This is a genomic window from Vibrio sp. 970 (assembly GCF_033339075.1).
In genome coordinates, this window is the sequence record NZ_JAWOTW010000020.1 from 54,808 (window position 1) to 80,475 (window position 25,668).

The 25,668-nt window shown below is 46.1% G+C and carries 22 protein-coding genes and 2 pseudogenes; 19 read left to right on the plus strand and 5 right to left on the minus strand.

The features are described from left to right. Window positions 1-20: 20 nt before the first annotated feature. The 3 genes from guaB to R7Q11_RS21790 all read left to right on the plus strand — a co-directional run bounded on the left by guaB (window position 21) and on the right by R7Q11_RS21790 (window position 4,635). On the plus strand, window positions 21-1,487 hold the full coding sequence (gene guaB / locus R7Q11_RS21780; protein ID WP_017633908.1) for an IMP dehydrogenase: 1,467 nt from the start codon (window positions 21-23) through the stop codon (window positions 1,485-1,487). A 99-nt stretch (window positions 1,488-1,586) separates the two neighbouring features. Further along, a complete protein-coding gene (gene guaA, locus R7Q11_RS21785; protein ID WP_005383721.1) occupies window positions 1,587-3,140 on the plus strand; it encodes a glutamine-hydrolyzing GMP synthase in 1,554 nt (517 codons plus the stop codon). 307 nt (window positions 3,141-3,447) lie between these two features. Continuing rightward, window positions 3,448-4,635 carry a tyrosine-type recombinase/integrase gene (locus R7Q11_RS21790; protein ID WP_020433652.1) on the plus strand — a complete coding sequence of 396 codons (1,188 nt, stop codon included), beginning with the start codon at window positions 3,448-3,450 and terminating at the stop codon, window positions 4,633-4,635. Window positions 4,636-4,671: 36 nt separating this feature from the next. On the opposite strand, the gene R7Q11_RS21795 is transcribed toward R7Q11_RS21790, so the two are convergent. From R7Q11_RS21795 to R7Q11_RS21805, 3 genes are all read right to left on the minus strand, one after another. Continuing rightward, on the minus strand, window positions 4,672-6,312 hold the full coding sequence (locus R7Q11_RS21795) for an ATP-binding protein (RefSeq protein WP_023622715.1): 1,641 nt from the start codon (window positions 6,310-6,312) through the stop codon (window positions 4,672-4,674). Then, on the minus strand, window positions 6,312-7,379 hold the full coding sequence (locus R7Q11_RS21800) for a DUF4297 domain-containing protein (RefSeq protein ID WP_023622716.1): 1,068 nt from the start codon (window positions 7,377-7,379) through the stop codon (window positions 6,312-6,314). Before R7Q11_RS21800 ends, R7Q11_RS21795 begins: the two co-directional genes overlap by 1 nt. A gap of 253 nt (window positions 7,380-7,632) precedes the next feature. After that, the gene (locus tag R7Q11_RS21805) at window positions 7,633-8,163 is read right to left on the minus strand and encodes a hypothetical protein (RefSeq protein ID WP_225466716.1); all 531 of its coding nucleotides are present in this window, start codon (window positions 8,161-8,163) and stop codon (window positions 7,633-7,635) included. 610 nt (window positions 8,164-8,773) lie between these two features. On the opposite strand from R7Q11_RS21805, the gene R7Q11_RS21810 reads away from it, so the two are divergent. From R7Q11_RS21810 to R7Q11_RS21855, 10 genes are all read left to right on the plus strand, one after another. Next, window positions 8,774-9,001 (plus strand): helix-turn-helix transcriptional regulator, encoded by a 228-nt coding sequence (locus R7Q11_RS21810; protein WP_001069954.1) that lies wholly within the window; start codon window positions 8,774-8,776, stop codon window positions 8,999-9,001. Window positions 9,002-9,013: 12 nt separating this feature from the next. Continuing rightward, the gene (locus R7Q11_RS21815; RefSeq protein ID WP_020433675.1) at window positions 9,014-10,009 is read left to right on the plus strand and encodes a replication protein RepA; all 996 of its coding nucleotides are present in this window, start codon (window positions 9,014-9,016) and stop codon (window positions 10,007-10,009) included. 815 nt (window positions 10,010-10,824) lie between these two features. Further along, entirely contained in the window at window positions 10,825-11,199 is a 375-nt protein-coding gene (gene traJ, locus R7Q11_RS21820) for a conjugal transfer transcriptional regulator TraJ (protein WP_020433683.1), read from the plus strand. Next, window positions 11,196-12,956, plus strand: a complete 1,761-nt coding sequence (gene traI / locus R7Q11_RS21825; protein WP_044366099.1) for a TraI/MobA(P) family conjugative relaxase — start codon at window positions 11,196-11,198, stop codon at window positions 12,954-12,956. The genes traJ and traI overlap by 4 nt, the downstream gene beginning before the upstream one ends. 236 nt (window positions 12,957-13,192) lie before the next feature. Next, the gene (trbJ, locus tag R7Q11_RS21830; protein WP_044366097.1) at window positions 13,193-13,966 is read left to right on the plus strand and encodes a P-type conjugative transfer protein TrbJ; all 774 of its coding nucleotides are present in this window, start codon (window positions 13,193-13,195) and stop codon (window positions 13,964-13,966) included. A gap of 2 nt (window positions 13,967-13,968) precedes the next feature. Beyond that, the gene (locus tag R7Q11_RS21835; protein ID WP_044366095.1) at window positions 13,969-14,166 is read left to right on the plus strand and encodes a hypothetical protein; all 198 of its coding nucleotides are present in this window, start codon (window positions 13,969-13,971) and stop codon (window positions 14,164-14,166) included. A 2-nt stretch (window positions 14,167-14,168) separates the two neighbouring features. After that, on the plus strand, window positions 14,169-15,461 hold the full coding sequence (gene trbL / locus R7Q11_RS21840) for a P-type conjugative transfer protein TrbL (protein ID WP_044366094.1): 1,293 nt from the start codon (window positions 14,169-14,171) through the stop codon (window positions 15,459-15,461). Then, window positions 15,442-15,717, plus strand: a complete 276-nt coding sequence (locus R7Q11_RS21845) for a conjugal transfer protein TrbL (protein WP_080871257.1) — start codon at window positions 15,442-15,444, stop codon at window positions 15,715-15,717. Before trbL ends, R7Q11_RS21845 begins: the two co-directional genes overlap by 20 nt. A gap of 16 nt (window positions 15,718-15,733) precedes the next feature. Further along, a complete protein-coding gene (locus R7Q11_RS21850) occupies window positions 15,734-15,988 on the plus strand; it encodes a hypothetical protein (protein ID WP_044366092.1) in 255 nt (84 codons plus the stop codon). A 72-nt stretch (window positions 15,989-16,060) separates the two neighbouring features. Further along, the gene (locus R7Q11_RS21855) at window positions 16,061-16,159 is read left to right on the plus strand and encodes a type I toxin-antitoxin system ptaRNA1 family toxin (protein ID WP_080871256.1); all 99 of its coding nucleotides are present in this window, start codon (window positions 16,061-16,063) and stop codon (window positions 16,157-16,159) included. A gap of 35 nt (window positions 16,160-16,194) precedes the next feature. Here the strand turns inward: R7Q11_RS21855 and R7Q11_RS21860 are convergent, their stop codons facing one another. After that, window positions 16,195-18,099, minus strand: coding sequence for an ATP-dependent helicase (locus R7Q11_RS21860; RefSeq protein ID WP_044366090.1), 1,905 nt, complete (start codon window positions 18,097-18,099; stop codon window positions 16,195-16,197). Continuing rightward, window positions 18,092-19,864 (minus strand): ATP-dependent nuclease, encoded by a 1,773-nt coding sequence (locus tag R7Q11_RS21865; protein ID WP_044366140.1) that lies wholly within the window; start codon window positions 19,862-19,864, stop codon window positions 18,092-18,094. The genes R7Q11_RS21860 and R7Q11_RS21865 overlap by 8 nt, the downstream gene beginning before the upstream one ends. A 629-nt stretch (window positions 19,865-20,493) precedes the next feature. Between R7Q11_RS21865 and R7Q11_RS21870 the strand changes: the two genes are divergently transcribed. From R7Q11_RS21870 to R7Q11_RS21895, 6 genes and pseudogenes are all read left to right on the plus strand, one after another. Beyond that, window positions 20,494-20,679 (plus strand): hypothetical protein, encoded by a 186-nt coding sequence (locus R7Q11_RS21870; RefSeq protein WP_044366088.1) that lies wholly within the window; start codon window positions 20,494-20,496, stop codon window positions 20,677-20,679. 159 nt (window positions 20,680-20,838) lie between these two features. Beyond that, window positions 20,839-22,332: an IS91-like element ISVsa3 family transposase gene (locus R7Q11_RS21875; protein WP_001120888.1), complete on the plus strand. Its 1,494-nt coding sequence runs from the start codon at window positions 20,839-20,841 to the stop codon at window positions 22,330-22,332. Between the two features lie 30 nt (window positions 22,333-22,362). Continuing rightward, window positions 22,363-23,247 (plus strand): DUF3363 domain-containing protein, encoded by an 885-nt coding sequence (locus tag R7Q11_RS21880; RefSeq protein ID WP_001447541.1) that lies wholly within the window; start codon window positions 22,363-22,365, stop codon window positions 23,245-23,247. 216 nt (window positions 23,248-23,463) lie between these two features. Then, window positions 23,464-24,678, plus strand: a pseudogene (gene floR, locus R7Q11_RS21885) (chloramphenicol/florfenicol efflux MFS transporter FloR). Between the two features lie 27 nt (window positions 24,679-24,705). Then, complete coding sequence (locus tag R7Q11_RS21890; protein WP_001255015.1) at window positions 24,706-25,011, plus strand: LysR family transcriptional regulator; 306 nt, start codon at window positions 24,706-24,708, stop codon at window positions 25,009-25,011. A gap of 111 nt (window positions 25,012-25,122) precedes the next feature. Beyond that, a pseudogene (locus tag R7Q11_RS21895) lies at window positions 25,123-25,527 on the plus strand (IS91 family transposase); the annotation flags it as partial. Window positions 25,528-25,668 lie beyond the last annotated feature (141 nt).

A 25,668-nucleotide genomic window follows, 5' to 3' on the forward strand; every position in this document is an offset into this window, starting at 1 on the left:
CTAATTGTGAGATATTGCAAATGCTAAGAATTGCCAAAGAAGCGCTGACATTCGATGACGTACTACTTGTGCCAGCACACTCCACCGTTCTCCCAAACACAGCTGATCTTCGCACTCAGCTAACTAAGAACATCACCCTAAACATCCCAATGATTTCAGCGTCTATGGACACTGTTACTGAAGCTCGTCTAGCAATTGCGCTAGCGCAAGAGGGTGGCATTGGCTTTATCCACAAGAACATGTCTATTGAGCAGCAGGCAGCCGAAGTTCGTAAAGTTAAGAAGTTCGAAGCTGGTATGGTAACTGACGCGGTTACTGTAAACCCTGACGCGACCATCGCTGATGTTGTTGCACTCACTGAAAAGCATGGTTTTGCAGGTTTCCCTGTTGTCACTGAGAGCAATGAGCTTGTTGGTATTATCACTGGTCGTGACGTTCGTTTTGTGACGGACCTTTCTAAGAAAGTATCTTCAGTAATGACGCCAAAAGAGAAGTTGGCAGCAGTTAAAGAAGGTGCAACACGAGAAGAAGTGCAAGAGAAAATGCACGAAGCTCGTGTAGAGAAAGTATTGGTTGTGAATGATGAGTTCCAACTAACCGGTATGATTACTGCGAAAGACTTCCACAAAGCAGAACGTAAACCAAACGCATGTAAAGATGAGCGTGGTCGCCTACGTGTTGGCGCAGCCGTTGGTGCTGGCGCTGGTAACGAAGAGCGTGTTGCTGCTCTAGTTGAAGCAGGCGTTGACATTCTACTTATCGACTCTTCACACGGACATTCTGAAGGTGTACTAAACCGCATCCGCGAAACTCGCGCTGCTTACCCAGATCTAGACATCATCGGTGGTAACGTAGCAACAGGTGCTGGTGCTAAAGCACTAATCGAAGCTGGCGTAAGCGCAGTGAAAGTTGGTATCGGCCCTGGTTCTATCTGTACAACTCGTATTGTAACGGGTGTGGGAGTTCCACAAATCACTGCAATCGCAGATGCGGCAGAAGTGGCTAATGATTATGGTATTCCGGTTATTGCTGACGGTGGTATCCGTTTCTCAGGTGATATCTGTAAAGCAATCGTAGCAGGCGCATCATGTGTGATGGTTGGTTCTATGTTTGCTGGTACTGAAGAAGCGCCGGGTGAAGTGATTCTATACAATGGCCGTTCTTACAAGTCTTACCGCGGCATGGGTTCTCTTGGTGCTATGTCTCAAGGTTCTTCTGACCGTTACTTCCAGTCTGACAACGCAGCGGACAAGCTAGTACCAGAAGGCATTGAAGGTCGTATCGCATACAAAGGCCGTCTAAAAGAGATCGTACACCAACAAATGGGTGGTCTACGTTCAAGCATGGGTCTAACTGGTTCTGCAACTATCGAAGATATGCGTACGAAAGCTGAATTTGTACGTATCTCTGGTGCAGGTATGCAAGAGTCTCATGTACACGATGTTCAAATTACTAAGGAAGCGCCGAACTACCGTCTAGGGAACTAATTACCCAACGGAAACGTTTGCTTTTTCCTTGAAGCATTAAGAAGAGGCGAGTACACTCGCCTCGGTTTTAATCACTTAGCCTTAAAAAGACTGCTCAAAATGACTAAAAATATCCATGACCAACGTATTCTGATCTTGGACTTCGGTTCTCAGTACACTCAATTAGTAGCACGCCGCGTACGTGAAATCGGCGTTTACTGTGAACTATGGAGCTGGGATGTAGAAGAAGCGGATATTCGCGAATTCAACCCAGATGGCATTATCCTATCTGGCGGTCCAGAAAGCGTAACGGAAGAGAACTCTCCACGCGCGCCTCAATATGTGTTTGATTCTGGTGTTCCTTTGCTTGGCGTATGTTACGGCATGCAAACCATGGCGGAACAGTTAGGAGGCAAAGTAGCGGGCTCTAACGAACGTGAGTTTGGCTACGCTCAGGTTAAAGTTTCTGGTGAATGTGCTCTATTTAAAGACCTTGAAGCAACTCAAGACGTTTGGATGAGCCATGGCGACAAAGTAGTAGAGATCCCAGCCGATTTCGTAAAAGTTGGTGAGACAGACACTTGTCCTTACGCTGCGATGGCGAACGAAGAGAAGAAATACTACGGTGTTCAGTTCCACCCAGAAGTGACACACACAAAAGGTGGCCTACAAATGCTTGAGAACTTTGTTCTTGGCGTATGTGGCTGTGAGCGTCTATGGACTTCGGAATCTATCATCGAAGACGCGGTTGCTCGCATTAAAGAGCAAGTGGGTGACGACGAAGTTATCCTAGGTCTATCTGGTGGTGTTGATTCATCGGTAGTTGCGATGCTGGTTCACCGCGCAATCGGCGACAAGCTAACGTGTGTATTTGTTGATAACGGTCTACTTCGTCTAAACGAAGGTCAACAAGTAATGGATATGTTCGGCGACCAATTTGGTTTGAACATCATCAAGGTTGACGCTGAAGAACGCTTCCTAAAAGCACTTGAAGGCAAGTCTGACCCAGAAGAGAAGCGTAAGACTATCGGTCACGTATTCGTAGATGTATTCGATGAAGAGTCTAAGAAGCTGAAAAACGCGAAATGGCTAGCTCAAGGTACGATTTATCCTGATGTAATCGAGTCAGCTGCATCTAAGACTGGTAAAGCGCACGTGATCAAATCGCACCACAACGTGGGCGGTCTTCCAGATGACATGGAAATGGGTCTTGTTGAGCCACTACGTGAGCTGTTCAAAGATGAAGTACGTAAGATTGGTCTAGAGCTAGGCCTGCCTTATAACATGCTTTACCGCCACCCATTCCCAGGTCCAGGTCTAGGTGTTCGTGTTCTTGGTGAAATCAAGAAAGAATACTGTGACTTGCTACGTCGTGCTGATGCTATCTTTATTGAAGAGCTTCACGCTGCAGACCTATATGACAAAGTATCTCAAGCGTTCACGGTATTCCTACCAGTTCGCTCTGTAGGTGTAATGGGCGATGGCCGTAAATACGACTGGGTTGTATCACTGCGTGCAGTAGAAACCATCGACTTTATGACGGCACACTGGGCGCACCTACCATACGACTTCCTTGGTAAGGTATCTAACCGTATTATCAATGAAGTTGATGGCATTTCTCGTGTTGTTTACGACATTTCTGGTAAGCCACCAGCGACTATCGAGTGGGAATAATGCTCCTTTAAGCAAGGTCTGGCACTAACAGGCACTAAATCATATCTAAGTCCGCGTAATTGCGGACTTTTTTTGTTTTTGGCTTAGTCATTTTTGGCAATGTCTGGCAACGCCAAGCACGGTTTGACCGTGGTATTTTGATGGGTATGATTCATCGGTAATGCCATGGATTACGCCCGATACCATGCTGAGTGTTTTTGATGGGGCATGGTATTAAATTTATATATCTATCTGTTTTGTAAAGATTAATCTCTATTTTTTTAGAGGTTTTTCAGCATGGTATCAAACAAGAATAATAGGTCGAAACATGCTGACTGATACCAAGCTACGCAATCTCAAACCCAAAGATAAACTTTACAAGGTCAATGACCGTGATGGCCTCTATGTTGCTGTCACTACCGCAGGCTCTATCTCTTTTCGCTACAACTACTCGATCAATGGTAGACAAGAAACCATTACCTTTGGTCGCTACGGAGTAGGAGGCATCACGCTAGCAGAAGCGCGTGAGCGTCTCAATGAAGCGAAGAGAATGGTTACTGATGGAAAGTCACCAGCTAAAGAGAAAGCACGTGCTAAGGCGAGAACGAAAGATGCTGAAACCTTTGGTGCCTGGGCCCAGAAATGGCTGCGTGGCTATCAGATGGCCGATTCTACCCGGGATATGCGTCGCTCAGTCTATGCACGAGAGTTAGAGGGCAAATTTGGCAATCAGAAGCTTACCGAAATCACCCATGAAGATCTGCGAGCACTGACTGATGCGATAGTAGAGCGTGGCGCGCCCGCAACGGCTGTACACACGCGTGATATTGTACTCCAGGTGTATCGGTGGGCAATTGAGAGAGGGCAGAAAGTTGAGAATCCGGCAGATCTGGTGAGGCCCGCAAGTATCGCGCGGTTTGAGCCAAGAGACCGAACGTTAACACCGGCTGAGATTGGTTTGATGTACCGCTATATGGAAAAGGTAGGTACAACCCCTTCGATTCGTGCTTCGGTAAAGCTGCTGTTGCTGACTATGGTACGCAAAAGCGAGTTAACAAATGCAACCTGGAATGAAATTAACTTCAGTGAAGCGCTGTGGACGATCCCCAAGGAGAGAATGAAACGACGTAACCCGCACCTGGTATTTTTGTCACGCCAGGCTATGGATATTCTGATCGCCTTGAAGACATTTGCCGGTGGGTCTGATTACATTCTTCCTTCCCGTTATGACTCTGATGCTCCAATGAGTAGTGCGACGATGAACCGAGTCATGGATTTGACATACAAGGCCGCGCAAAAGGAAGGTCAGTCACTAAGTAAGTTTGGGCCGCATGACCTGCGACGAACAGCGAGTACACTGCTGCATGAAGCTGGATACAATACGGATTGGATAGAAAAATGCCTGGCGCACGAACAGAAAGGGGTGAGGGCAGTTTACAACAAAGCCGAGTACCGAGAACAGCGCGCGGCCATGTTGCAGGATTGGGCTGACATGATTGACGAGTGGACTGCTTAAGTTTTATTCCATTATTAGGTACTTTTTTTTAAGGTTTCAGTAGAATAATCCTTTTTCATAGTAAGGCATTATCTCGTCATATGCTTTTTCATAACCATCTGATTTTAGGAGACTATACTTTTCTGTAAGTTCTAATTGATGATAACCATGCATATTGCTTTCTAGTGATACAGCTCCAATAATAACTTGATTATTTACACCTAGATCTTCTGTACATAAAGAAATTAACTTTTCTGTACCTTCTTTGTCTAAATCTTGTTGTTTAGGAGAATCGATTACAATTGGCAACATACTTACTGTAGAGTGTTTTTCCATTGTTTTTAGTAAAGCATAATGATATGCGAAAATAGATCTCGGACTTCGGCTTCCTGTCTTACTCTTAGTAATTTTTCCATATTGTATTAAAGGGGCAATAATAGGTGAACCTATTCCTAATCTATCCTGAGCTATAGCTAAAAATGATTTAAAATCATCATTTATACTTTGTGTTCTTTTTTTATCGGTAAACTCATTTTGTTGTTTTGTTAATGATTCTAAAGCCGTAGTTTGAGCACCGATTTTTTCATGGAGGTTCTTTATTTGTTCATCGAAAGTGAATTCTACTTCCTTACTTGCTTGTGACTTAATTACATCGTGTAGGGTCAATTCACCTCGAACTTCTTTCATCATTAGATTTAATTCTGAACTTAAGGCTTGAGATTGACGTAATTCTTCCTTAATTGTATTGATTTTATTGTCTAAAATTTGTTTTTCGTCATACATTTGAGGGAGAATTTCTAAAATCTGCTCTCGACTTTCGAACATGTGATATTTTTCAACAGCATCATCATTTGTGTGATCACCAAAATTATCTAATAGGTCTCTGCATACTTCTATTTCACTTGCTATTGAGTCTCTATTATTAAGTAGTTCTAGAAGCTGTAACCTGAACTCTGATTCTTTACTATTCAGTTCCTGGCACTTTCCTAAAAATTTGTTTAGTAACTCTTGGTAATAGTCAATATCTATATCAAACAATACGCGTCCAAAAGATTCTTCAAATCTTTTCTTTGCTGCAAGAACTACTTTCAGTGTTGCGCTCAGTTCCTCTAGTTCAAGTTGTATCGTTTTTATTTCACCAACGAGTTCGTAGTATTCTTTAGGTTTTATTCCTGAATGAAATTGAAGAGAATTCTTTTGCCAATCATCATACATGGTTAATCCTGTAAATGATGATAATACAGTATGCCAGCCATTATCTTGATCAATATAAAAAGGTAAATATAAACAAGCAGGGTTGGCCTGAGTTTGTTTGCCTGTTTTTTTATAAGAAAGCTGTAGATTGAAATCAAAAATATCTCTTACTTTCTTTGCGATCGCACTCATATGACTAGATGTTACAATAGGCTTTGTGTCTTCGGAATTTGAAAATATTGATATTCTTTTATTATGTCGTATAAATGAATATAATTTACCCTTAACGCTTATGCATACTTTGGTAATGACATCGTCATCTTTCCAATCTTTATCAATCCGACAATCTCCGCCTAATGTAAAATATAAAGATTTTATTAGACTGGATTTACCTGTATCGTTTTCACCAAAAATAATATTAACCTTAGGTGAGAACTCAAAGTTAAACCCTTTTTTATCTCTTCTTGAAATAATAGATATACTTTTAAAATGTATGAGGTTCATTATTGCTCTCCTCCTACGATATTTTTAATTATCGAGTAGATAATGATGCACTCTTTTTGAGGGCCAGTTAACGCCAAGGAATAATCAGGAATGGAAAGTTCTAATGATTTTACCGTATTCACTATACACTCATGCATGGATGTTTCTGCTGCTTGCTTATCGAAAAGTAAATCAGCCTGATCTAAATACATCTTTTCAACACTATTGGATGATTTTACTGAAATGCTTATACGAGTAAATATTGATTTTAGAGAAAGTAATTGAATGGTATTTTTTCCCATTTCTGCCAGTATTTGTCTAGCACTTTCCCAATCTGGTTGTAGTGATTTTGTAGCGCAGATATTTTCAAGAGTTTCTTTTACGAAGTCAGAAGTAAACCCTTTCTTTTTAATAAGTTCATCAAAACTTCTAATATCAGATGATCTTACTTTAGCTCTATCTCTGCACGCACTCTCTAGGGTTCTAGCAAATGATGATGGATTAATTTCAATATTATCATCAAAATAACTTTCAAAAAAATCGCAAATTTTACCTTTTAAGTGCGAAGAGTGACCTTCTAAACTCAAGTCGGAAGTTAGGAATGTTAGTTTGGCCAGTTCCAAATTGTTGGTACTAGATAACTGTTTAGATACTTTTTCTATTAAATTATCCTGATCTCCTTTTTTGAGATCAGTGGCTTTAAAGTGATTTCTCTTATCGAAACTGAAATAGGCATTAGACACAAACATCAATTCAACGTCTGAATTATCAAACTTTCTTTTTTGCTCAAAAAGTTTACCGATAAAAGAAATTGGTTTTGCCTTAGTAGCAGTAATTAATTTATTCAATGTCCAAGGCTTTTCATTAGTTTTAACCTGAGCAAAGGTAGCTTTTTGAGGGTTTGTTGCAGAGTCAAGGATAAGTACGTCATCATGATACTCAAAAACGAAAACATACTCTTTTCCTTGTAGTTCATATTCAAACATATGAGAAAGAGCCCAGCAGGCTTGAAAATCAAACCCTCTTTGAGCTATTTCTCCACCTCGCTCCGATTGAGGAACTTCAATAAGCCTTTTAGCTAGCACCATTATAATCCTTTATATAACTCACAAGCCCTCCAAACCAACTCATAATTTTCACTAATGGTAGTATCTCATTTGGAGATACTACCATTAGTGAAAGATAGCCATAAAATTATGCGATAACATTTTGTTTTGTATAGTGTATCACTATAGACGCCATTTTTTCGAGTCAGAAAGCATGACTAAGTGAAGCGTATCTCAAAGTGTTAAGTCATACCGGGTGAGTGGATATGTAATCTGATTTTAGCCGCTAAATCTTTTAGGTCTTCGAACCAGATAGTAGAAACTCTTCTCGAATTGATTTTATCGCTTTCGAAACAGCTTGATTTGACAACGGCTTACCCGTGATTTTACCCAGCAATATACCAATATTTTCATTAGATTTGTTCTGTTTGCGAAGAACCAACATGCGTTTTTTATTGTCCGTTAGCCGAGAATCTACCATCTTGCGTGCTAAGTTGCGCAGCTCGGGCACATTAGTTGGGTCCAGTGAAGAGTCCAGCATGAAGTGGTAAAAGTACTCATCAATTAATCTATCTCCGGACTTAGCGTTATGACGGTCTGGATGCGCGATTTGGCGTCGTAATCTCAAGACTTCTTGCTCAAATTGTTCTGCAGAGCGTCTGGCTTGCTTATATAGAGAATTCCAAGAACCATCATGAAGCTTGGGACGATGGTTTAGACAGTAATTCGTACTCAGATCCGGTCGCTTTTTCTTTCCGTCTTTTTCATCATTGTCACGATCATTGTTTTCTCTCTCAATATATCCGTGTTTCGTCCATGTATGCATGAACTGTGAAAACTCTGTTGGGCTTCCACACAAGGCACACAGTCGTGTTTTTTTATCCGACTTTAAACTGATATCAGGCGCTAGTTTTGATCTATTAGGTTTCTTTCCTTCACAAATCATAAACAATGATTTGAGCATATCTTGAGTCGATATGAACAGTATGTCTTGCTCTGTATGGGAACTCTTATCAACAAAGTCGCGTAAATAAAAGTGAATTTGGTCGGCCGTATAACGAAAACCTCTCAACTTGATGAGGTCACTATAGTTACACTTTTCTCTTGAGATAGGGCAAAAGGACAAATACTGGTTTGGAAGGCTACTCAAGTATTCCGATATCACGGGATCAATTACCTGTTTAATCAAGTTTATGATGTTGTGGCTTTTAGACTCTTTCGAGTATGAATGCCATTTCTCCCTAAAAATGCGAATGGCATTTGCCACAGACTTGTCAGAATTCTCCCATACAGGGATATAAAACTGACCTAGTCGTTCTGACGCATCTACCTCAGTTTCAAATCTTTTCATATCCAACTTTTTTGTCCAATGATTAGTCTAATCTACAGGCAGCTCCTGGCATTATCAACCCAAGAATGTTGAAAAGGAGAGGGTTATGAATCCATCAATGACAAACAAAACGCTGATAAATCGCAAGACCTTACTCAGCATGATCCCTTTGTCTGATCGAACCATCTATAACCTGGAACAGCGTGGTGAGTTTCCTCGTCGTATTGTTCTGACCAGCCGAAGTGTTGCTTGGGACCTAGCTGAAGTGGAGAACTGGATAGAAGAAAAGCGCAGGTCTGCGTTAAAAGCCGCAAGACCCGGTTTTATTTGGTAAGTCTGAGTCCACATGACGCTTAAAGATGTAACGGATGTTCAGGCTAGGGGAACCACTCGGCAAAAAAGTGCCTCGGGTGCCACCGGTAAGCTAGAGCTAAGCACGAAATATATCGACAACATCATAGCAATCCAGGAGTACAGTGCTCAGGAGGCTAATGAACTCGGCTTTATTGCTCGGCTTTTGATTCAAGCAACCATTCCGCATAGCAAACCCAAATCGAATGAGTGGAGTCGCAAGAATGGTAATTTCACAATGCACATGATGGCCCCCTCATCGGTAGGTTTGCCTTATGGTTGCTATGCACGTTTGCTTCTGGTTTGGATGACTACTCAAGCAGTAAGAAATAAGTCCAGATTGGATAAGGGTTATATCGGTGAGACAGAGGCGCGTAGGCTTGAATTAGGGAATTCTCAGAGAAGCTTTATGGCCGAACTAGGGTTATCGGGAACTGGGGGGAAAGATGGTTCTATTCCGCGTTTGCGTGAGCAGATGAGCAAACTTTTTAAAACCACCATTAGCGTTATGTTTACGGAACATAATGAAGGTGATGAATATATTTCTGAGGATGAGATTGGTGCCAGAGTAGCGGATGTTTCACATATATGGTGGAGCACAAAGCATCCAGATCAAAATTCATTATGGGGCTCTTGGGTAGATCTGTCGCCAAAGTTTTTTCAACTGATAACAGATAAACCAGTTCCTCTAGATATGAGGGTATTACGGTTGATTAAGCGTTCTCCTATGGCTCTCGATATATATTGCTGGGCAACATACCGAGTCAGCTATTTAAAACGTTCAACAGTCATTCCCTGGGAAGGACTAATGGACCAAATAGGAGCCAATTACCCTAATACTCCTCAGGGACATCGAGATTTCAGAAAACGGTTTCTCGATGGGCTTAAAAAGGTTCAGTATGCATGGCCAGAGCTAGATGCTACTTCAACCGAAAAAGGATTGCTTTTGAAACCAAGTGCTCCACAAGTACCTCGACGGACAAAGCGATAGAGTGAACGGTATGAAACAGTATGTACGCACCATTCTAGATGTTATTAAGCCTGGGTATTTAGAAAGTTATCCACGCATGTTCTGTCCCGCTTTAAAGGGGGTATTTTGCGCATGTTCTGTCCCGGCTTACGCATGTTTTGTCCCGGAGTGCGCATGTTCTGTCCCGCAAAGTGCCAAAAAGTTTTTTAATAACAGGTGGTTGTAGAACTCCCTATAGTACTTTCCTGTAGGTATACCTATATAAAAATTAACCTGTAGTTAAGCAAACAAATATTGTGGATAAGATTTATAAAAATAAACTGCTTAAAACTGTCAATGAAATCATTTTTTGGGAAGTTATGTATTTTCAATTACATGAAAATAAAATGTTTTTTATTCTTTTTTTCTTGGCGTCTAAACATTCATTGACACTTGAGGGGCAGTTAAACACGAAGGCTTTGAATTTAGCCTAGAGCGGAAAGTGTTAGGAAAGCTGTGTTTTTCTGTGTCGTGATATTGGAGTAAAGCCAACACGCATAAATCGCTGTAGACCGCTATTTTAGCGCTATTGAATCATTATAAGTGCGCTGTCATATCGCTATAAGTATCGGACTTATCGGGTAAACATGGTTTACACGGGAATAAACAGTTAAATGCAGAGAAATGCACAAGGGCATGCATAACTTTCCGTGATAAAACCAAAGTTGAAATGCGGGCAGGATGTGTGAAGTAGGCCCTCCATGCAAGCATGGCGAAGCCTCTTCACTTATGACTTATTCGCACCTTCGGCACTCAACGTTGATCCTGCCCTGCGGGGCCTGAAAGAGGAGACAAGCATGGCGAACAACACGAACAAGATCACTCGAAAGAATAGCCCACCGATTAAGGTCTATTGCTTACCGGAAGAGCGTGCGTTGATCGAATCCATGTCAGCACAGGCAGGGCTCAGTGCTTCGACCTATTTGCGCGAAGTCGGCCAAGGCTATCGTATCCAGGGAATTACCGATGCAGAGCATGTACGCGAGTTAGTGCGGGTTAATGGTGACTTAGGACGTCTGGGTGGATTGCTGAAGTTATGGCTTAGTAATGATGCCAAGGTGGCACATGTTGGGGCCAATACGGTCTTGGCAGTGCTTAATCGTATCGAGGCGACGCAAGATCAAATGAGTTCACTTATGGAGTCTATTCTTCGCCCGGGGGCGGACCAATGATCGCCAAGCATGTACCGATGCGTTCGCAAGGTAAGTCTGACTTTGCGGGCTTGGTGAATTACATCACCGATCACCAGAGCAAAGAGCATCGACTTGGTAACGTTCGTTTAAATAACTGTGAAGCGACAACCGTGCGCGATGCGATCAGCGAAGTGTTAGCAACTCAATTCGCGAACACCCGAGCGAAGAGTGATAAAACCTACCACCTCATAGTGAGCCTCCCTAATGGTGAACAGTTAGAAGCGCATACTTTAGCCGCGATAGAAGAGCTCATTTGCCAAGGCTTAGGTTATGGAGAACATCAGCGTGTCAGTGCTGTGCACAACGATACGGACAATCAACATATCCATATCGCGATCAATAAAATCCATCCCACGCGAAATACAATCCATGAGCCTTATTACCCACATAAAAAGCTAGCGGAAATGTGCGAGGCCATCGAGCAGGATTTTGGTTTGCAGCCGGATAATCACATACCGCGCAAGCGCGGGGCCGAATCACGTGCGATGGATATGGAGCGGCATTCGGGTATTGAAAGCTTAGTGGGGTGGGTGAAGCGCGAATGCATGGACGAGATTAAATTAGCCAATAGCTGGCAGGCGTTGCACCAGGTCATGCAGGACAATGGTTTGCAGTTAAGAACCAGAGGAAATGGTCTAGTGATCGTTGCCGACGGTGAAGCGATCATCAAAGCAAGCACCTTGGGACGTGAGTTTTCTAAACCCAAACTCGAAGCGCGCCTTGGTCCCTTTGAAGCGACTGCATCGGATTCTGTTAAGCCGAGCCGCCAATATACACACCGACCTGTTCGCTTGAAGGTGAATACCACCGAGCTATATGCCCGTTATCAAGCAGAGCAGAAACGTGCCGAAGAGAGTAAAACGCAAGCCCTTGAACAGGCTCGTCGTGATAAAGATCGACAGGTTGATAACGCCAAGAGGAAAGGGCGTGGCCGTCGCGCAGCGATTAAGTTAACCGGTAGCAATAAGCTTACAAAGAAGCTTTTGTACAAACAGGCCAGCAATGCATTGAAAAGCGAGCTTGAGCGCATTCACAAGCGTTACCAAGAGCAACGGCAAACGATATATCAAAGCAATAAACGCCAAGCCTGGGCGGATTGGTTAAAGAGCCAGGCATTACAGGGAGATAGAGAAGCCCTCAAAGCGCTACGTAGCCGAGAGGCTGCACAAAAGCTTAAAGGCAACACACTGAACGGGGATGCAGTTCAGGCAGATCTCAAAGCAACGGTCGATACGATTACGAAAAAAGGCACCATTATTTATCGAGCAGGTAACAGCGCCGTGCGTGATGATGGTGAGCGTCTACAAGTGTTGACGGCTTCCAACCAAACCTGTGTCTTAGCTGCACTAAAGGTAGCAATAGAGCGTTACGGTAATCGTATTACCGTGAATGGTTCGCCTGAGTTCAAGGCGCGAGTAATCAAGGCGGCGGTAGATGGCAATCTGTCTATCAAATTTGCCGATCAAGGACTTGAACGCCGTCGTCAGGCATTAATGGCCCAGAATAACAGGGCCAAGCGGTCTGATAAGCTTGGCGTGTTACCGATTGGCAAAGTGCCACCTTCACGCCGTGGCTGGTTGCAAAACCTATCTCAGTTAGAGGTCTTAGCGATACAGTCAGGTCCTGTACCTGAAAAAGCTGTGGTCATGCCAGCACTAGAGCAGCGTAAAGCTAAGCTCCAAGCTGAGCAGGCTGCTAAAAAGGCGAAACGACAACATAAGAGCCGATCACGTTGATGTGATGGCAAAGGAATCGACGGAAGCCCTAACCGCTTCGGTTGGTAATAACACCGATGTTTAACCCTATTTGGCCGCGCGTTTTACGGTGTCGCGCAGGTCGGGCGCCGGGATAGTAAGTGGCGAGCTATCTCTGAAAAGGCCCACATTCACCGCTGGAAACGGCAGGAGTAGGGATCGAGCCCTACAGGTTGGTGAATGCAACTTTTAGTCATAACAACTAAGAGTAATTGATTATGCTAAAACGAAAAATTTTAGCGGCTAAAATTCCCGTGCTTGCTATCTCCTTGGCGTTAAACTTTTCCAATCCTGTATATGCGGGGATTCCGGTTGCTGACGGTACGAATTTAGTACAAAACATAATGTCGGCAATGGAAGCTGTTACACAGACTGCTAAACAAATTCAGCAATATCAAACCCAGTTGCAGCAGTACGAAAATATGCTGCAAAACTCAATGGCCCCGGCTTCTTATATTTGGGACCAGGCGCAGCGCACCATCAACGATCTGAACCAGGCGACCAACACGCTCGCCTATTACCAGAACCAGCTTGGCAGCCTCGATGCTTACCTGGGCAAGTTCCAGGACGTGGCCTATTACCGCAGCTCTCCTTGTTTCTCGGCGGTGGGATGCAGTGATGCCGAACGAGCCGCGATGGCTGAGAACCGTCGCCTGGCGTCTGAATCGCAGAAGAAGGCCAACGACGCGCTGTTTAAGGGACTGGAGCAGCAGCAAGACAATCTTGAAGCTGACGCCCGACAACTTAACCGCCTGCAATCTGCTGCCCAGGGCGCAGACGGCCAACTGGCCGCTATTGGCTACGCCAATCAGCTCGCCAGCAACCAGGCTAACCAGCTCCTTCAAATCCGTAGCCTGCTGATTGCTCAGCAGAATGCCGTTGGCACTCGAATGCAGGCGGATGCTGACCGCGAAGCTCAATATCAAGCGTCCCGTGAAAGGTTGTTCGATATGGGCGAGCCAACCGACCGCTCAGAAAACAGGGGGTTTTAATCATGAAGAATATCACCCGAGTTTTTATCGTTAGTGCGCTGGCCTCTTTCGTTCTGGTGGGGTGCGGTGAAGATGACGGGCCAAAGCCTGCAACGATCAACTGTGACAACCCAAACCTAACGAAAGAGCGGAGGGAAGAAGGACATTGCTTTTGGGATATGGGCGAACCCACTGACCGCTCCAAGAACAAGGGGTTCTAATCATGAGCAAGGTATTCATTCGACTTGTGATGACTCTGATCGTTTTACTGACTTCGAAAACAGCATCAGCGGCCATTGAGCCTAATGGTGTCTTGGATGAAGTGGCCGTGCGTTTCATGACGGCCAGTGCTACTTGGGGCACGGTAATTACAAACTATGCCGCCTGGCTGTTCTGGACGCTGGGTACTATATCCCTTGTTTGGACTGGCGGGACCTTAATCCTTAAACAAGCGGATATAAGAGAGTTCTTTGCCGAGTTCGTGCGCTTCATCCTGACGTTTGGCTTCTTTCTCTGGTTGCTCAGAAACGGCCCAGATTTTGCGACATCAATCATCGACTCGTTGAGAATGATCGGTGCTCAAGCCGGTGGCCTTCCGAGAGATCTAACCCCGTCAGAGCCTATTAGTATTGCGTTCGACATTATTGTGAAAGCTGGTGAGTCCTACAGCATCACAAGCCCGATAGATAACTTGTCTATCTTCTTAATCACGTTGGCAATTTTGGCATGTATGGCGGTAGTGGCGGCCAATGTGTTGTTGGCCTTGGTGACGGCTTGGATATTGATCTATGCCGGTGTCTTCGTACTGGGTTTTGGTGGTTCGCGCTGGACTTCAGATATAGCAATCAACTACTTCAAAAGCGTATTGGGCGTTGCTTTGAAGTTGATGACAATGACGTTGCTCATTGGCATTGCCATGTCGATCATGGACGGTTTCTATGCCGATCTATCCAATGATGCCCCTATGCGTGAACTGCTGGTGATCTTTGTCGTTTCACTGGTTCTTGTGATGCTCATTCACTCGGTTCCCAATGTGGTCGCCAGCCTAGTTCCTGGAGGCGGCGCGGCGGCAGGTGCTGGCAGTATCAGTGCCGGAGCGATGGCCGGAGCGGCTGTTGCCACTGGCGGTATGGCTGCCGGTGCAGCAATGGCTACCGCCGGCGGTGCGTCTGCTATTCAAGCTGCATTTGCAAAAGCGGGTGAGAACGTAGCGAACAATACTGACGTTATGTCGAGCCTGGGCGGAGCATTTAGCGGTGGCAGCGATTCTGATGAAGCTGGCTCCTTTTCCCAAGCTTCCGGTCAATCTTCTAGTGGTGGCGAATCCTCTGGCGGCTTTAAAGGCAGCGCTGTAAAAGCGGGGCGTATTGCAGCGGATACCGGTGCGAATTTGATGAAGGGAATGGGTGATATAGCCGGGGATAGAATCAGTGGCACTACCGGAGGCCGTTTAGCCAGCTCGATCAGAAACAATACGAAAGATGACGGGGATAGTGATGACCAGGAGGGCGACTGACGACGCTTCACCTGCATTTGACAACGATAGCTTAGGCGGTGGCGGTACTGGCTGGATGAATCAAACCGGCGGCTTTGATGACCTATCCAGTGAGGACCAGGAAGAAGCCCGTCAAGCACACGTAGAATGGCAAGAGCGCGATCCGGAAAAGCACACCTTCGATGTTGAGGACTACGTTTCATATGCCCAGGAACGCCAGCAGGAGCGTAACGAAGAGGTTGCCAGCTTTGTTAAAAAGGTCGCATGGCCTAACTAAATAAGGATTACTGATTATGGAGTTTAACTTTCCACCTCAAAACCTTGCGGAGGTAATTGGGTTCTTCGCAGTGATGTTCATTGTGATGCTGGCCTTCTATTTTTTTGGGCAGTGGCTGCACAGCACCGGACACGGCCCGAAGATGAAAGCCATTGCCGACAAAATGGAGGTATTCCAAAACAGGTTGGCCGGGCGTGCTTACAAGGACATGACGAGATCGATCGATCAAATCGACAAAATGAGACGCTGGCGGTTTGGCCGACACAAGTAGTTAGAAAGCACACGGGCCGGTGATGGTGCACCAGCCCGCATTTTCACATACCACCTGTCAGAGAGTTGACACATGACAACCACATATAATATCGAAGTTCAGCAAGCAATGCGTCAGGCAGCTATCAGGCTGGCCGTCCTAGAGCTCATCGACCAGGAAGTCGCCCTGTAGGTTTCGCCCGCCGTGAAGTCCAGTCGCCAATATGTTCACGATCCTTGCATTTCTTTAATAAACCTAGATGGCGCTTGGTATTTTGTATCTCCCCAAGGCATTAATCTATATTGAGGATAGCTTACATAAAGCCATCTTTTAGCCCTTGTTACAGCAACAAATGCACTATTTCGTTCTTCATTTACTTTCTTTTCGGAATTTGCTCTGTAATCGGGAAAAACGCCTTCACACATTCCCATGAGAAATACAATGTCTTTCTCTAGACCTTTCATTGTATGAACTGTACTTAATGTTAGTCCTGTTTTTTCATGTTCTTCTGTTATTTGTCCAAGAGATACTGCATTTCTATATGCTAATAATGTTTCTCCCAACCCCTTTTTCTTGAATTTTGTCCAAGAATGTCGAAACTCTTCTAATTCCTCCATGCTTAGTTTTAGATCCTCAATTTTAGCACTATTATTGCTTTCTTTTTTCGCAATATCTTGGATTTTTTCTCCCAAATCTCTGACAAGTTTTCGTATATTAGGAGCGGATACATCAAGAGAAGAAACTTCTTTCAAAACTAGATATAATAGATCTTTGTTATGTAATTTTCCAGATATTACCTTTTCTGATAGGGATGTTAGAATTTCTTTATTATCCCAGTTATTAGGAGCTTCTACGTTTAAAATTTTACAAAGCTTATTTCCGTCAACCCAATCTTTGAAGTTTAATTTTAGTCTTATAGAGTAATCTAGAACTTTACCAAATAATGATGTTGGCTCATTCCCTCTTTCGCTCTTTCTTAGATGATAGTCAATATTCTCGCCAACAAGAACTTCTTCAAGCTTTTTGAATACAAATCTATTTCTAGCTATAACTACAATTCTATTCAGCGATATTTCGCCTTCAATCTCAGGATGATTCTTTAGGTTTAAGAGGTTATTGATATTATCAACTATCCATTGAGCTTCTTCATTCTCATCACTTAATCGTTGAATTTGAAATATACCGTTCAGAGCTAAATTATTTACAGTTTGTGTTCCTGGCTTAAGCCTATTTGCAACTTCAATGACAGCTTTTGTACTTCTGTAGTTCTCTTTTAGTTCTAATCTGAGAGGAGAAAAATCGTTAACAAAGTATTTTGTTAAATAATCTGATGATGAACCATTAAATCCATAAATCATTTGGTGAGGGTCACCAACCATCATCACGCTTTTTATCTGATCGCCACAGAAGGCCTTAATAAACTCATACTGAGCTCTGTTAAGATCTTGAGCTTCATCAACACAAACGTATTTATACTTTGCTCTATATATCTTACCAACCCAATCTTGAGTTAATAATATTCTATGTGCGTAAACAAGAATATCATCAAAATCAATGCCATTACTGTTTAACAAAGCTCGTTGATAATCTTCAAAGTACTTCCATATACTTACGTTATTTGAAAATCGATTATTGGCTTCATCCTCCGTCATCAACTCTCTTTTTATAATCGAAAAAGCTTCCATGTAATTAGATAGAACTTGTTCTCTGCTCTTCAATTCTTTTTGGTCGGAAACATTAAGGTAATTATCGATATCGATGCCATCTTCACGTAATGACTGGAGAAAGACCTCCATACGATCTTTATCTCTCTCATAAATATGTAGTTCACTTGGTAAGCCAATAGTATGCCCATATTGTTCTAAAATACGCTGTGCTACTGAATGAACTGTAGATATCCAAGTCCTATTCTCTGCCAAATCGCAGTTTGACAGACGTTGCTGCATTTCTTCAGCTGCTTTATTAGTAAAAGTTAAGGCTATTACACTTCCTTTGGGTGAGCTATTTAGTAGAAAACGAACTCTTTCTGTTAAAACCCTAGTTTTTCCAGAACCTGCGGACGCTAAAACTTGAAGTGCAGAATTAATAGGAGCTTGTACAACTTCTGATTGTGCGGATGAAAGATTAATCATTTAGTGCCCACTCCTTAACTTTATTAAATGCATCGATAACTGCTTGAGGAATTAGTTGTTCAGACTGCTTACCATTTGGATTGGAAGAGATAACTTCGGATAAAAAACCAGCGTAAGAAGCTTTTGAACCCCTCATTTTTTCAATAATTTGATTTGAATCTAATGATGAAATTTCTTGAGTTTTTGCGGCTACCCAGCCTGGTATATCACGGCCTCTAGTTTCGGCAAGTACCATTGCACGGTTAATTTCTTCGCGCATATCGAGGCTAACAAGTTCAGCCTCAATATCATTCCCTTCATTTAAGTAACTAATGCCAAATTGATCTGCGGTCAGCTTTATAGGTGTTTCGTCTCGAACTTTATTTAATTGAGATTCAACTTCATCTTTTGTAGTTCCGTCATTATCACTAACGATAAACACCGGTATAGCAAAACTGCACGCCATTTTCAAAAATGGCTTATAATTTTTCCCAGCAACACTTATACAACTTATTCCAACAGAGAAAGGTGAGTAGCCAAAGTGTTTCTCAAACATTGCAGGTATTAGTTGTTCTTCGGAAACACCTTCGAAAAGGATTATAGCCTTGGAAAATAGTATATCGCCACGGACTCTCATAACCTCTCTACGTAAGATATTTATATCTTCTCTATCTAAGCCGCTAATTAATTGGGTTGAATATATAGCTCCCCTTGACCGATATAATCCTCTTAGATCAGAAAGTTCAGACATAGATGCGAGGTATGGTGAGTGTGTACTTACGATAACTTGACCATCAATCTCAGATAATTGCTGAAATAGTGTTCTCTGAGCATTAACATGAAGGTGAGCTTCGGGTTCTTCAGCTGCTATTATTGGAAAAAATGGTTCGGCTTCGTTTTCATGACTTTTTGCCATCAGCTCAACCATTGCTTTTACTGTAAGCATTGATGCCCAACTTCGAGTACCCATGCCGTGATACTCCATTGAATATGAGTTGCCGCCTTCTTCTCCGAAATGGATGCTGAACCTTTTAGATAGATCTCTAATTTTTTTAGGAAATGGTGACAGTTCTGCTTTTCCTTTGCCATCAAAAGACTGACTCAGAGAGTCTAGATGTCCTTTTAAAGTTGTTAGCGGTTGACTTTTATCTATGGCTTGTTGGTTTACTTCTGATATAAGTTCCTCGAGTGCTTCGACATCCTCAGGGTTGTACTCAACGCTTGATAATACCTTTCCAACAAATGAAGAGCGCTCTTTCAACTCATTATGTAAATCTCGCTGAGCATCTATGGGTACATATGGCATAGAGCGTATACGGTTTCTTATTTTATTTTTATTTGCAACAGCTTCATTTATCCAGTTTTCTGCAACCCATTGCTCTAGAGAGTACCTTTCGAGCTGGAAACCACCCCGTACTGTATCCTGAGTGGCGATTGTTCTCATTGCAAAAAACTGATTCCCAGCTGCTTCTTGTTGAATCTTTTCTCCAAATTCCTCTAACCATATATCGTCGAATATTGTCTCTCTTTTCCCCGAAGTATCTACAGGAATAATCCTGATATCTATTACAATTGCATCGGAGCGTTTATCATTCGAATCTATATGGAAGTCTTCATCGGTAAGGTAGCGAGAGTAGTCGCCAAGGGATAGCTGTAATGCTTTGATTACTGAAGTTTTACCGGCATTGTTCATACCAATAAGAACAGCCGTTTTCGGTAATGAAAGTTCTAAATTCGATATACCTCTAAATCCGCTGATGCGAACTCTGTCAACAAGAATGCTCACTATGCCACCCCTTAGCAAAATATTACTTATTTGAAATCAATACACTACTCCATACATAGCATATCATACTCTCAATCAATAGGTGTTAGAGCGCGTATAGACGCTAGAGTTTGACATTATTTATTGAGCTATTTTTGGTTTCCCTTTTTAAGTAATTGTATTAAAAGTATTTTATTTGGGCTAGGGGCATGATTGATTATTGCACGAAGTTGGTTAACTGATGACAACTGTATCGCGTCAAAGTTGTAATGTTAGAAGCTGTTTTGGTATAAAAATATTTAGAACAAGAGTCAGTACCACTTACACTGACTCGGCATTAGGGATGAGTTACTTGGTCGAGGATTTACTCGGCTTTAAGCCCGGAGTGTTTCCTGGAGTTTTTTTGTTGTCACGTCGACGTTGATCTGGTTTACCAGTCGACTTGGCTATTGGTTTTGGCCCTGGTTTCAAACCCATGATTTGATCCTTTTATTTAACGAGGTTATTCCTCGTTGTATAACCTTTGGGCGGTATTGATGGCTTTCAAGATGTGTATGAAAAACAATCTAAAAATATCCCTAAGGTCTCTTGCTGGTAACTCATGTTTTGATGCGTTTTAAAAATGTACTGCGACAAGTTGGAGGAACAATATGGATAGAATTACCTCAGGTCCGCGACGGCTTAGTGTTGAAGAGATACAAGAGCTTCGTCGTGATATGCAAGAATCCTCTGCCTGGGCCAAAGCAGAACTAAAACGTAGACGAGTAGCAAAAAATCAAAAAAATTCTGCGCATGGTATAGATAATGGTATCGAGAAAGGTGACATTTCTAACTAGCTGTTATTTCGATGTATTTTGTGCCCGTTGATATTCGAGTGGGAGTGACGGGCACTGGCTGGCAATGTCTAGCAACGGCAGGCATTTCGGCTGAGGGTAAAAGAACTTTCCGCTAAGCGATAGACTGTATGTAAACACAGTATTGCAAGGACGCGGAACATGCCTCATGTGGCGGCCAGGACGGCCAGCCGGGATCGGGATACTGGTCGTTACCAGAGCCACCGACCCGAGCAAACCCTTCTCTATCAGATCGTTGACGAGTATTACCCGGCATTCGCTGCGCTTATGGCAGAGCAGGGAAAGGAATTGCCGGGCTATGTGCAACGGGAATTTGAAGAATTTCTCCAATGCGGGCGGCTGGAGCATGGCTTTCTACGGGTTCGCTGCGAGTCTTGCCACGCCGAGCACCTGGTCGCTTTCAGCTGTAAGCGTCGCGGTTTCTGCCCGAGCTGTGGGGCGCGGCGGATGGCCGAAAGTGCCGCCTTGCTGGTTGATGAAGTACTGCCTGAACAACCCATGCGTCAGTGGGTGTTGAGCTTCCCGTTTCAGCTGCGTTTCCTGTTTGCCAGCCGGCCCGAGATCATGGGGTGGGTGCTGGGCATCGTTTACCGCGTCATTGCCACGCACCTGGTCAAGAAAGCGGGCCATACCCACCAAGTGGCCAAGACGGGCGCGGTCACCCTGATCCAGCGTTTTGGATCGGCGCTCAATCTGAATGTTCACTTCCACATGCTGTTTCTCGACGGTGTGTATGTCGAGCAATCCCACGGCTCAGCGCGTTTCCGCTGGGTCAAGGCGCCGACCAGCCCAGAGCTCACCCAGCTGACGCACACCATCGCCCACCGGGTGGGTCGCTATCTGGAACGGCAAGGCCTGCTGGAACGGGATGTCGAAAACAGCTATCTGGCCTCGGATGCGGTGGATGACGACCCGATGACACCCCTGCTGGGGCACTCGATCACTTACCGTATCGCTGTCGGTTCACAGGCGGGGCGAAAGGTGTTCACTTTGCAAACTCTGCCGACCAGTGGTGATCCGTTCGGTGACGGGATTGGCAAGGTAGCCGGGTCCAGCCTGCACGCCGGCGTGGCGGCCAGGGCCGATGAACGCAAGAAGCTCGAACGGCTGTGCCGGTACATCAGCCGCCCGGCGGTATCCGAGAAGCGGCTGTCGTTAACACGAGGCGGCAACGTGCGCTACCAGCTCAAGACGCCGTACCGGGACGGCACCACGCACGTCATTTTCGAACCATTGGATTTCATTGCAAGGCTGGCCGCCCTGGTACCGAAGCCCAGAGTCAACCTAACCCGCTTCCACGGGGTGTTCGCACCCAACAGTCGGCACCGGGCGTTGGTCACGCCGGCAAAACGGGGCAGGGGCAACAAGGTCAGGGTGGCTGATGAACCGGCAACACCAGCACAACGGCGAGCGTCGATGACATGGGCGCAACGGCTCAAGCGTGTTTTCAATATCGACATCGAGACCTGCAGCGGCTGCGGCGGCGCCATGAAAGTCATCGCCTGCATTGAAGACCCTATAGTGATCAAGCAGATCCTTGATCACCTGAAGCACAAAGCCGAAACCAGCGGGACCAGGGCGTTACCCGAAAGCCGGGCGCCACCGGCTGAGCTGCTCCTGGGTCTGTTTGACTGACGAGCCTGAAGGCCAACGATACCAATCAAAATGCTGCGTTCACAGCGCCGCGGCAGGGATCCGCCGTGCTGGTTGTCGGAAAAGGAGCCGCTAGTGGGAAAGAGGAGGGTAAATTTTCAGCGTTGCTGGCTCCCCGTCAGCCGGATTGGGTTGCATCGCAGGGGTGTCGAAAGAGTCAACTGCGGTCCAAAGCTGTTGGACTTGGGTGAAAAGGGCGTTTATTCTTCCTATACGTGCCGCGTTCCAGGCGGCGACTATGAGGGCTATGTCGATGCCCATGTGCGCCGGCTGGAGGCGCTACGCCGGGCCGGTATCGTCGAGCGGATCGACGCCGACCAATGGCGCATCCCCGATGATCTGGTCAGCCGTGCCGCCGCCCATGACGCCGGCCGAGACAGTCAGGCCAGCGTTCGCGTCCTTTCCCCGGTCGATCTGAACAAACAGATCGGATCGGACGGCGCGACCTGGCTGGACCGGCGGCTGATCCACGGCGAGACGGCCGACCTTGCGCCAACCGGCTTCGGGCAACAAGTCCGCGAAGCCATGGACCAGCGCCGCGAGCACCATATCGAACAGGGCGACGCCACCCGCAGCCGGGACAGCCGCGTCTTCTACCGGCGCAACCTTCTCGCCATCCTGCGGGAGCGCGAGGTAGCCGGCGTCGGATCGGATATGGCTTTGAGTAAGGGCCTGCCGTTCCGCGCCGCCACGGACGGCGAGAGCGTCAGCGGCAAGTTTACCGGAACCGTGCATCTATCGAGCGGCAAGTTCGCCGTGGTCGAGAAATCCCATGAGTTCACCCTTGTCCCGTGGCGGCCGATCATCGACCGCCAACTCGGCCGCGAGGTTATGGGCATCGTGCAGGGCGGGTCGGTGTCGTGGCAGTTAGGGCGGCAGAGGGGGCTGGAACGCTGAGTGCGCCCATGCCGCATTGCGAAGCAAAAGATAATCGGATAAAATGTAGCAATTCATATTCGTAAGCGTGGAGTAATCAGATGGGAAATTCCAAGTCAGCAGACAAGTAAGCCGCAACAACCAGTATTGTTGTTGCGGCGCTCTGTAAGGCTAGTCTCATCTGATTGCTGACGAGCAGACGTCGCCCGGTATTCCTTAATCGAGGGTTGATTCGTCATGACCACCACACGCCCCGCGTGGGCCTATACGCTGCCGGCAGCACTGCTGCTGATGGCTCCTTTCGACATCCTCGCTTCACTGGCGATGGATATTTATCTCCCTGTCGTTCCAGCGATGCCCGGCATCCTGAACACGACGCCCGCTATGATCCAACTCACGTTGAGCCTCTATATGGTGATGCTCGGCGTGGGCCAGGTGATTTTTGGTCCGCTCTCAGACAGAATCGGGCGACGGCCAATTCTACTTGCGGGCGCAACGGCTTTCGTCATTGCGTCTCTGGGAGCAGCTTGGTCTTCAACTGCACCGGCCTTTGTCGCTTTCCGTCTACTTCAAGCAGTGGGCGCGTCGGCCATGCTGGTGGCGACGTTCGCGACGGTTCGCGACGTTTATGCCAACCGTCCTGAGGGTGTCGTCATCTACGGCCTTTTCAGTTCGATGCTGGCGTTCGTGCCTGCGCTCGGCCCTATCGCCGGAGCATTGATCGGCGAGTTCTTGGGATGGTAGGCGATATTCATTACTTTGGCTATACTGGCGATGCTCGCACTCCTAAATGCGGGTTTCAGGTGGCACGAAACCCGCCCTCTGGATCAAGTCAAGACGCGCCGATCTGTCTTGCCGATCTTCGCGAGTCCGGCTTTTTGGGTTTACACTGTCGGCTTTAGCGCCGGTATGGGCACCTTCTTCGTCTTCTTCTCGACGGCTCCCCGTGTGCTCATAGGCCAAGCGGAATATTCCGAGATCGGATTCAGCTTTGCCTTCGCCACTGTCGCGCTTGTAATGATCGTGACAACCCGTTTCGCGAAGTCCTTTGTCGCCAGATGGGGCATCGCAGGATGCGTGGCGCGTGGGATGGCGTTGCTTGTTTGCGGAGCGGTCCTGTTGGGGATCGGCGAACTTTACGGCTCGCCGTCATTCCTCACCTTCATCCTACCGATGTGGGTTGTCGCGGTCGGTATTGTCTTCACGGTGTCCGTTACCGCGAACGGCGCTTTGGCAGAGTTCGACGACATCGCGGGATCAGCGGTCGCGTTCTACTTCTGCGTTCAAAGCCTGATAGTCAGCATTGTCGGGACATTGGCGGTGGCACTTTTAAACGGTGACACAGCGTGGCCCGTGATCTGTTACGCCACGGCGATGGCGGTACTGGTTTCGTTGGGGCTGGTGCTCCTTCGGCTCCGTGGGGCTGCCACCGAGAAGTCGCCAGTCGTCTAACCGACGACTGGTAGCAGGCCCGCTCCGATGCGGCGCACTAACCATCGAAACCTCGTGAATGTCGGTATCCTGTCTGGCAGGATACCGCTCATTTCCCTTGTTCAGTTCATCGCCGTCGCCGAGCATCTGAATTTTCGGCATGCGGCCAAGGCACTTGGTATCAGCCAGTCGAGCGTCAGCGCGCGTGTGAAAGCGCTGGAGGATAACCTTGGTGTCCTGCTATTTGAGCGCCATGCGCGGGGCGTTCGGCTAACAGACGCAGGCAGGCACTTCATGGAGCGTGTCACGGCGGGTGTCGATCAACTCGATCACGCAGTGAAGACCGCGGAGTGACGGGCACTGGCTGGCAATGTCTAGCAACGGCAGGCATTTCGGCTGAGGGTAAAAGAACTTTCCGCTAAGCGATAGACTGTATGTAAACACAGTATTGCAAGGACGCGGAACATGCCTCATGTGGCGGCCAGGACGGCCAGCCGGGATCGGGATACTGGTCGTTACCAGAGCCACCGACCCGAGCAAACCCTTCTCTATCAGATCGTTGACGAGTATTACCCGGCATTCGCTGCGCTTATGGCAGAGCAGGGAAAGGAATTGCCGGGCTATGTGCAACGGGAATTTGAAGAATTTCTCCAATGCGGGCGGCTGGAGCATGGCTTTCTACGGGTTCGCTGCGAGTCTTGCCACGCCGAGCACCTGGTCGCTTTCAGCTGTAAGCGTCGCGGTTTCTGCCCGAGCTGTGGGGCGCGGCGGATGGCCGAAAGTGCCGCCTTGCTGGTTGATGAAGTACTGCCTGAACAACCCATGCGTCAGTGGGTGTTGAGCTTCCCGTTTCAGCTGCGTTTCCTGTTTGGGGTCGTTTGCGGGAAGGGGCGGAATCCTACGCTAAGGCTTTGGCCAGCGATATTCTCCGGTGAGATTGATGTGTTCCCAGGGGATAGGAGAAGTCGCTTGATATCTAGTATGACGTCTGTCGCACCTGCTTGATCGCGG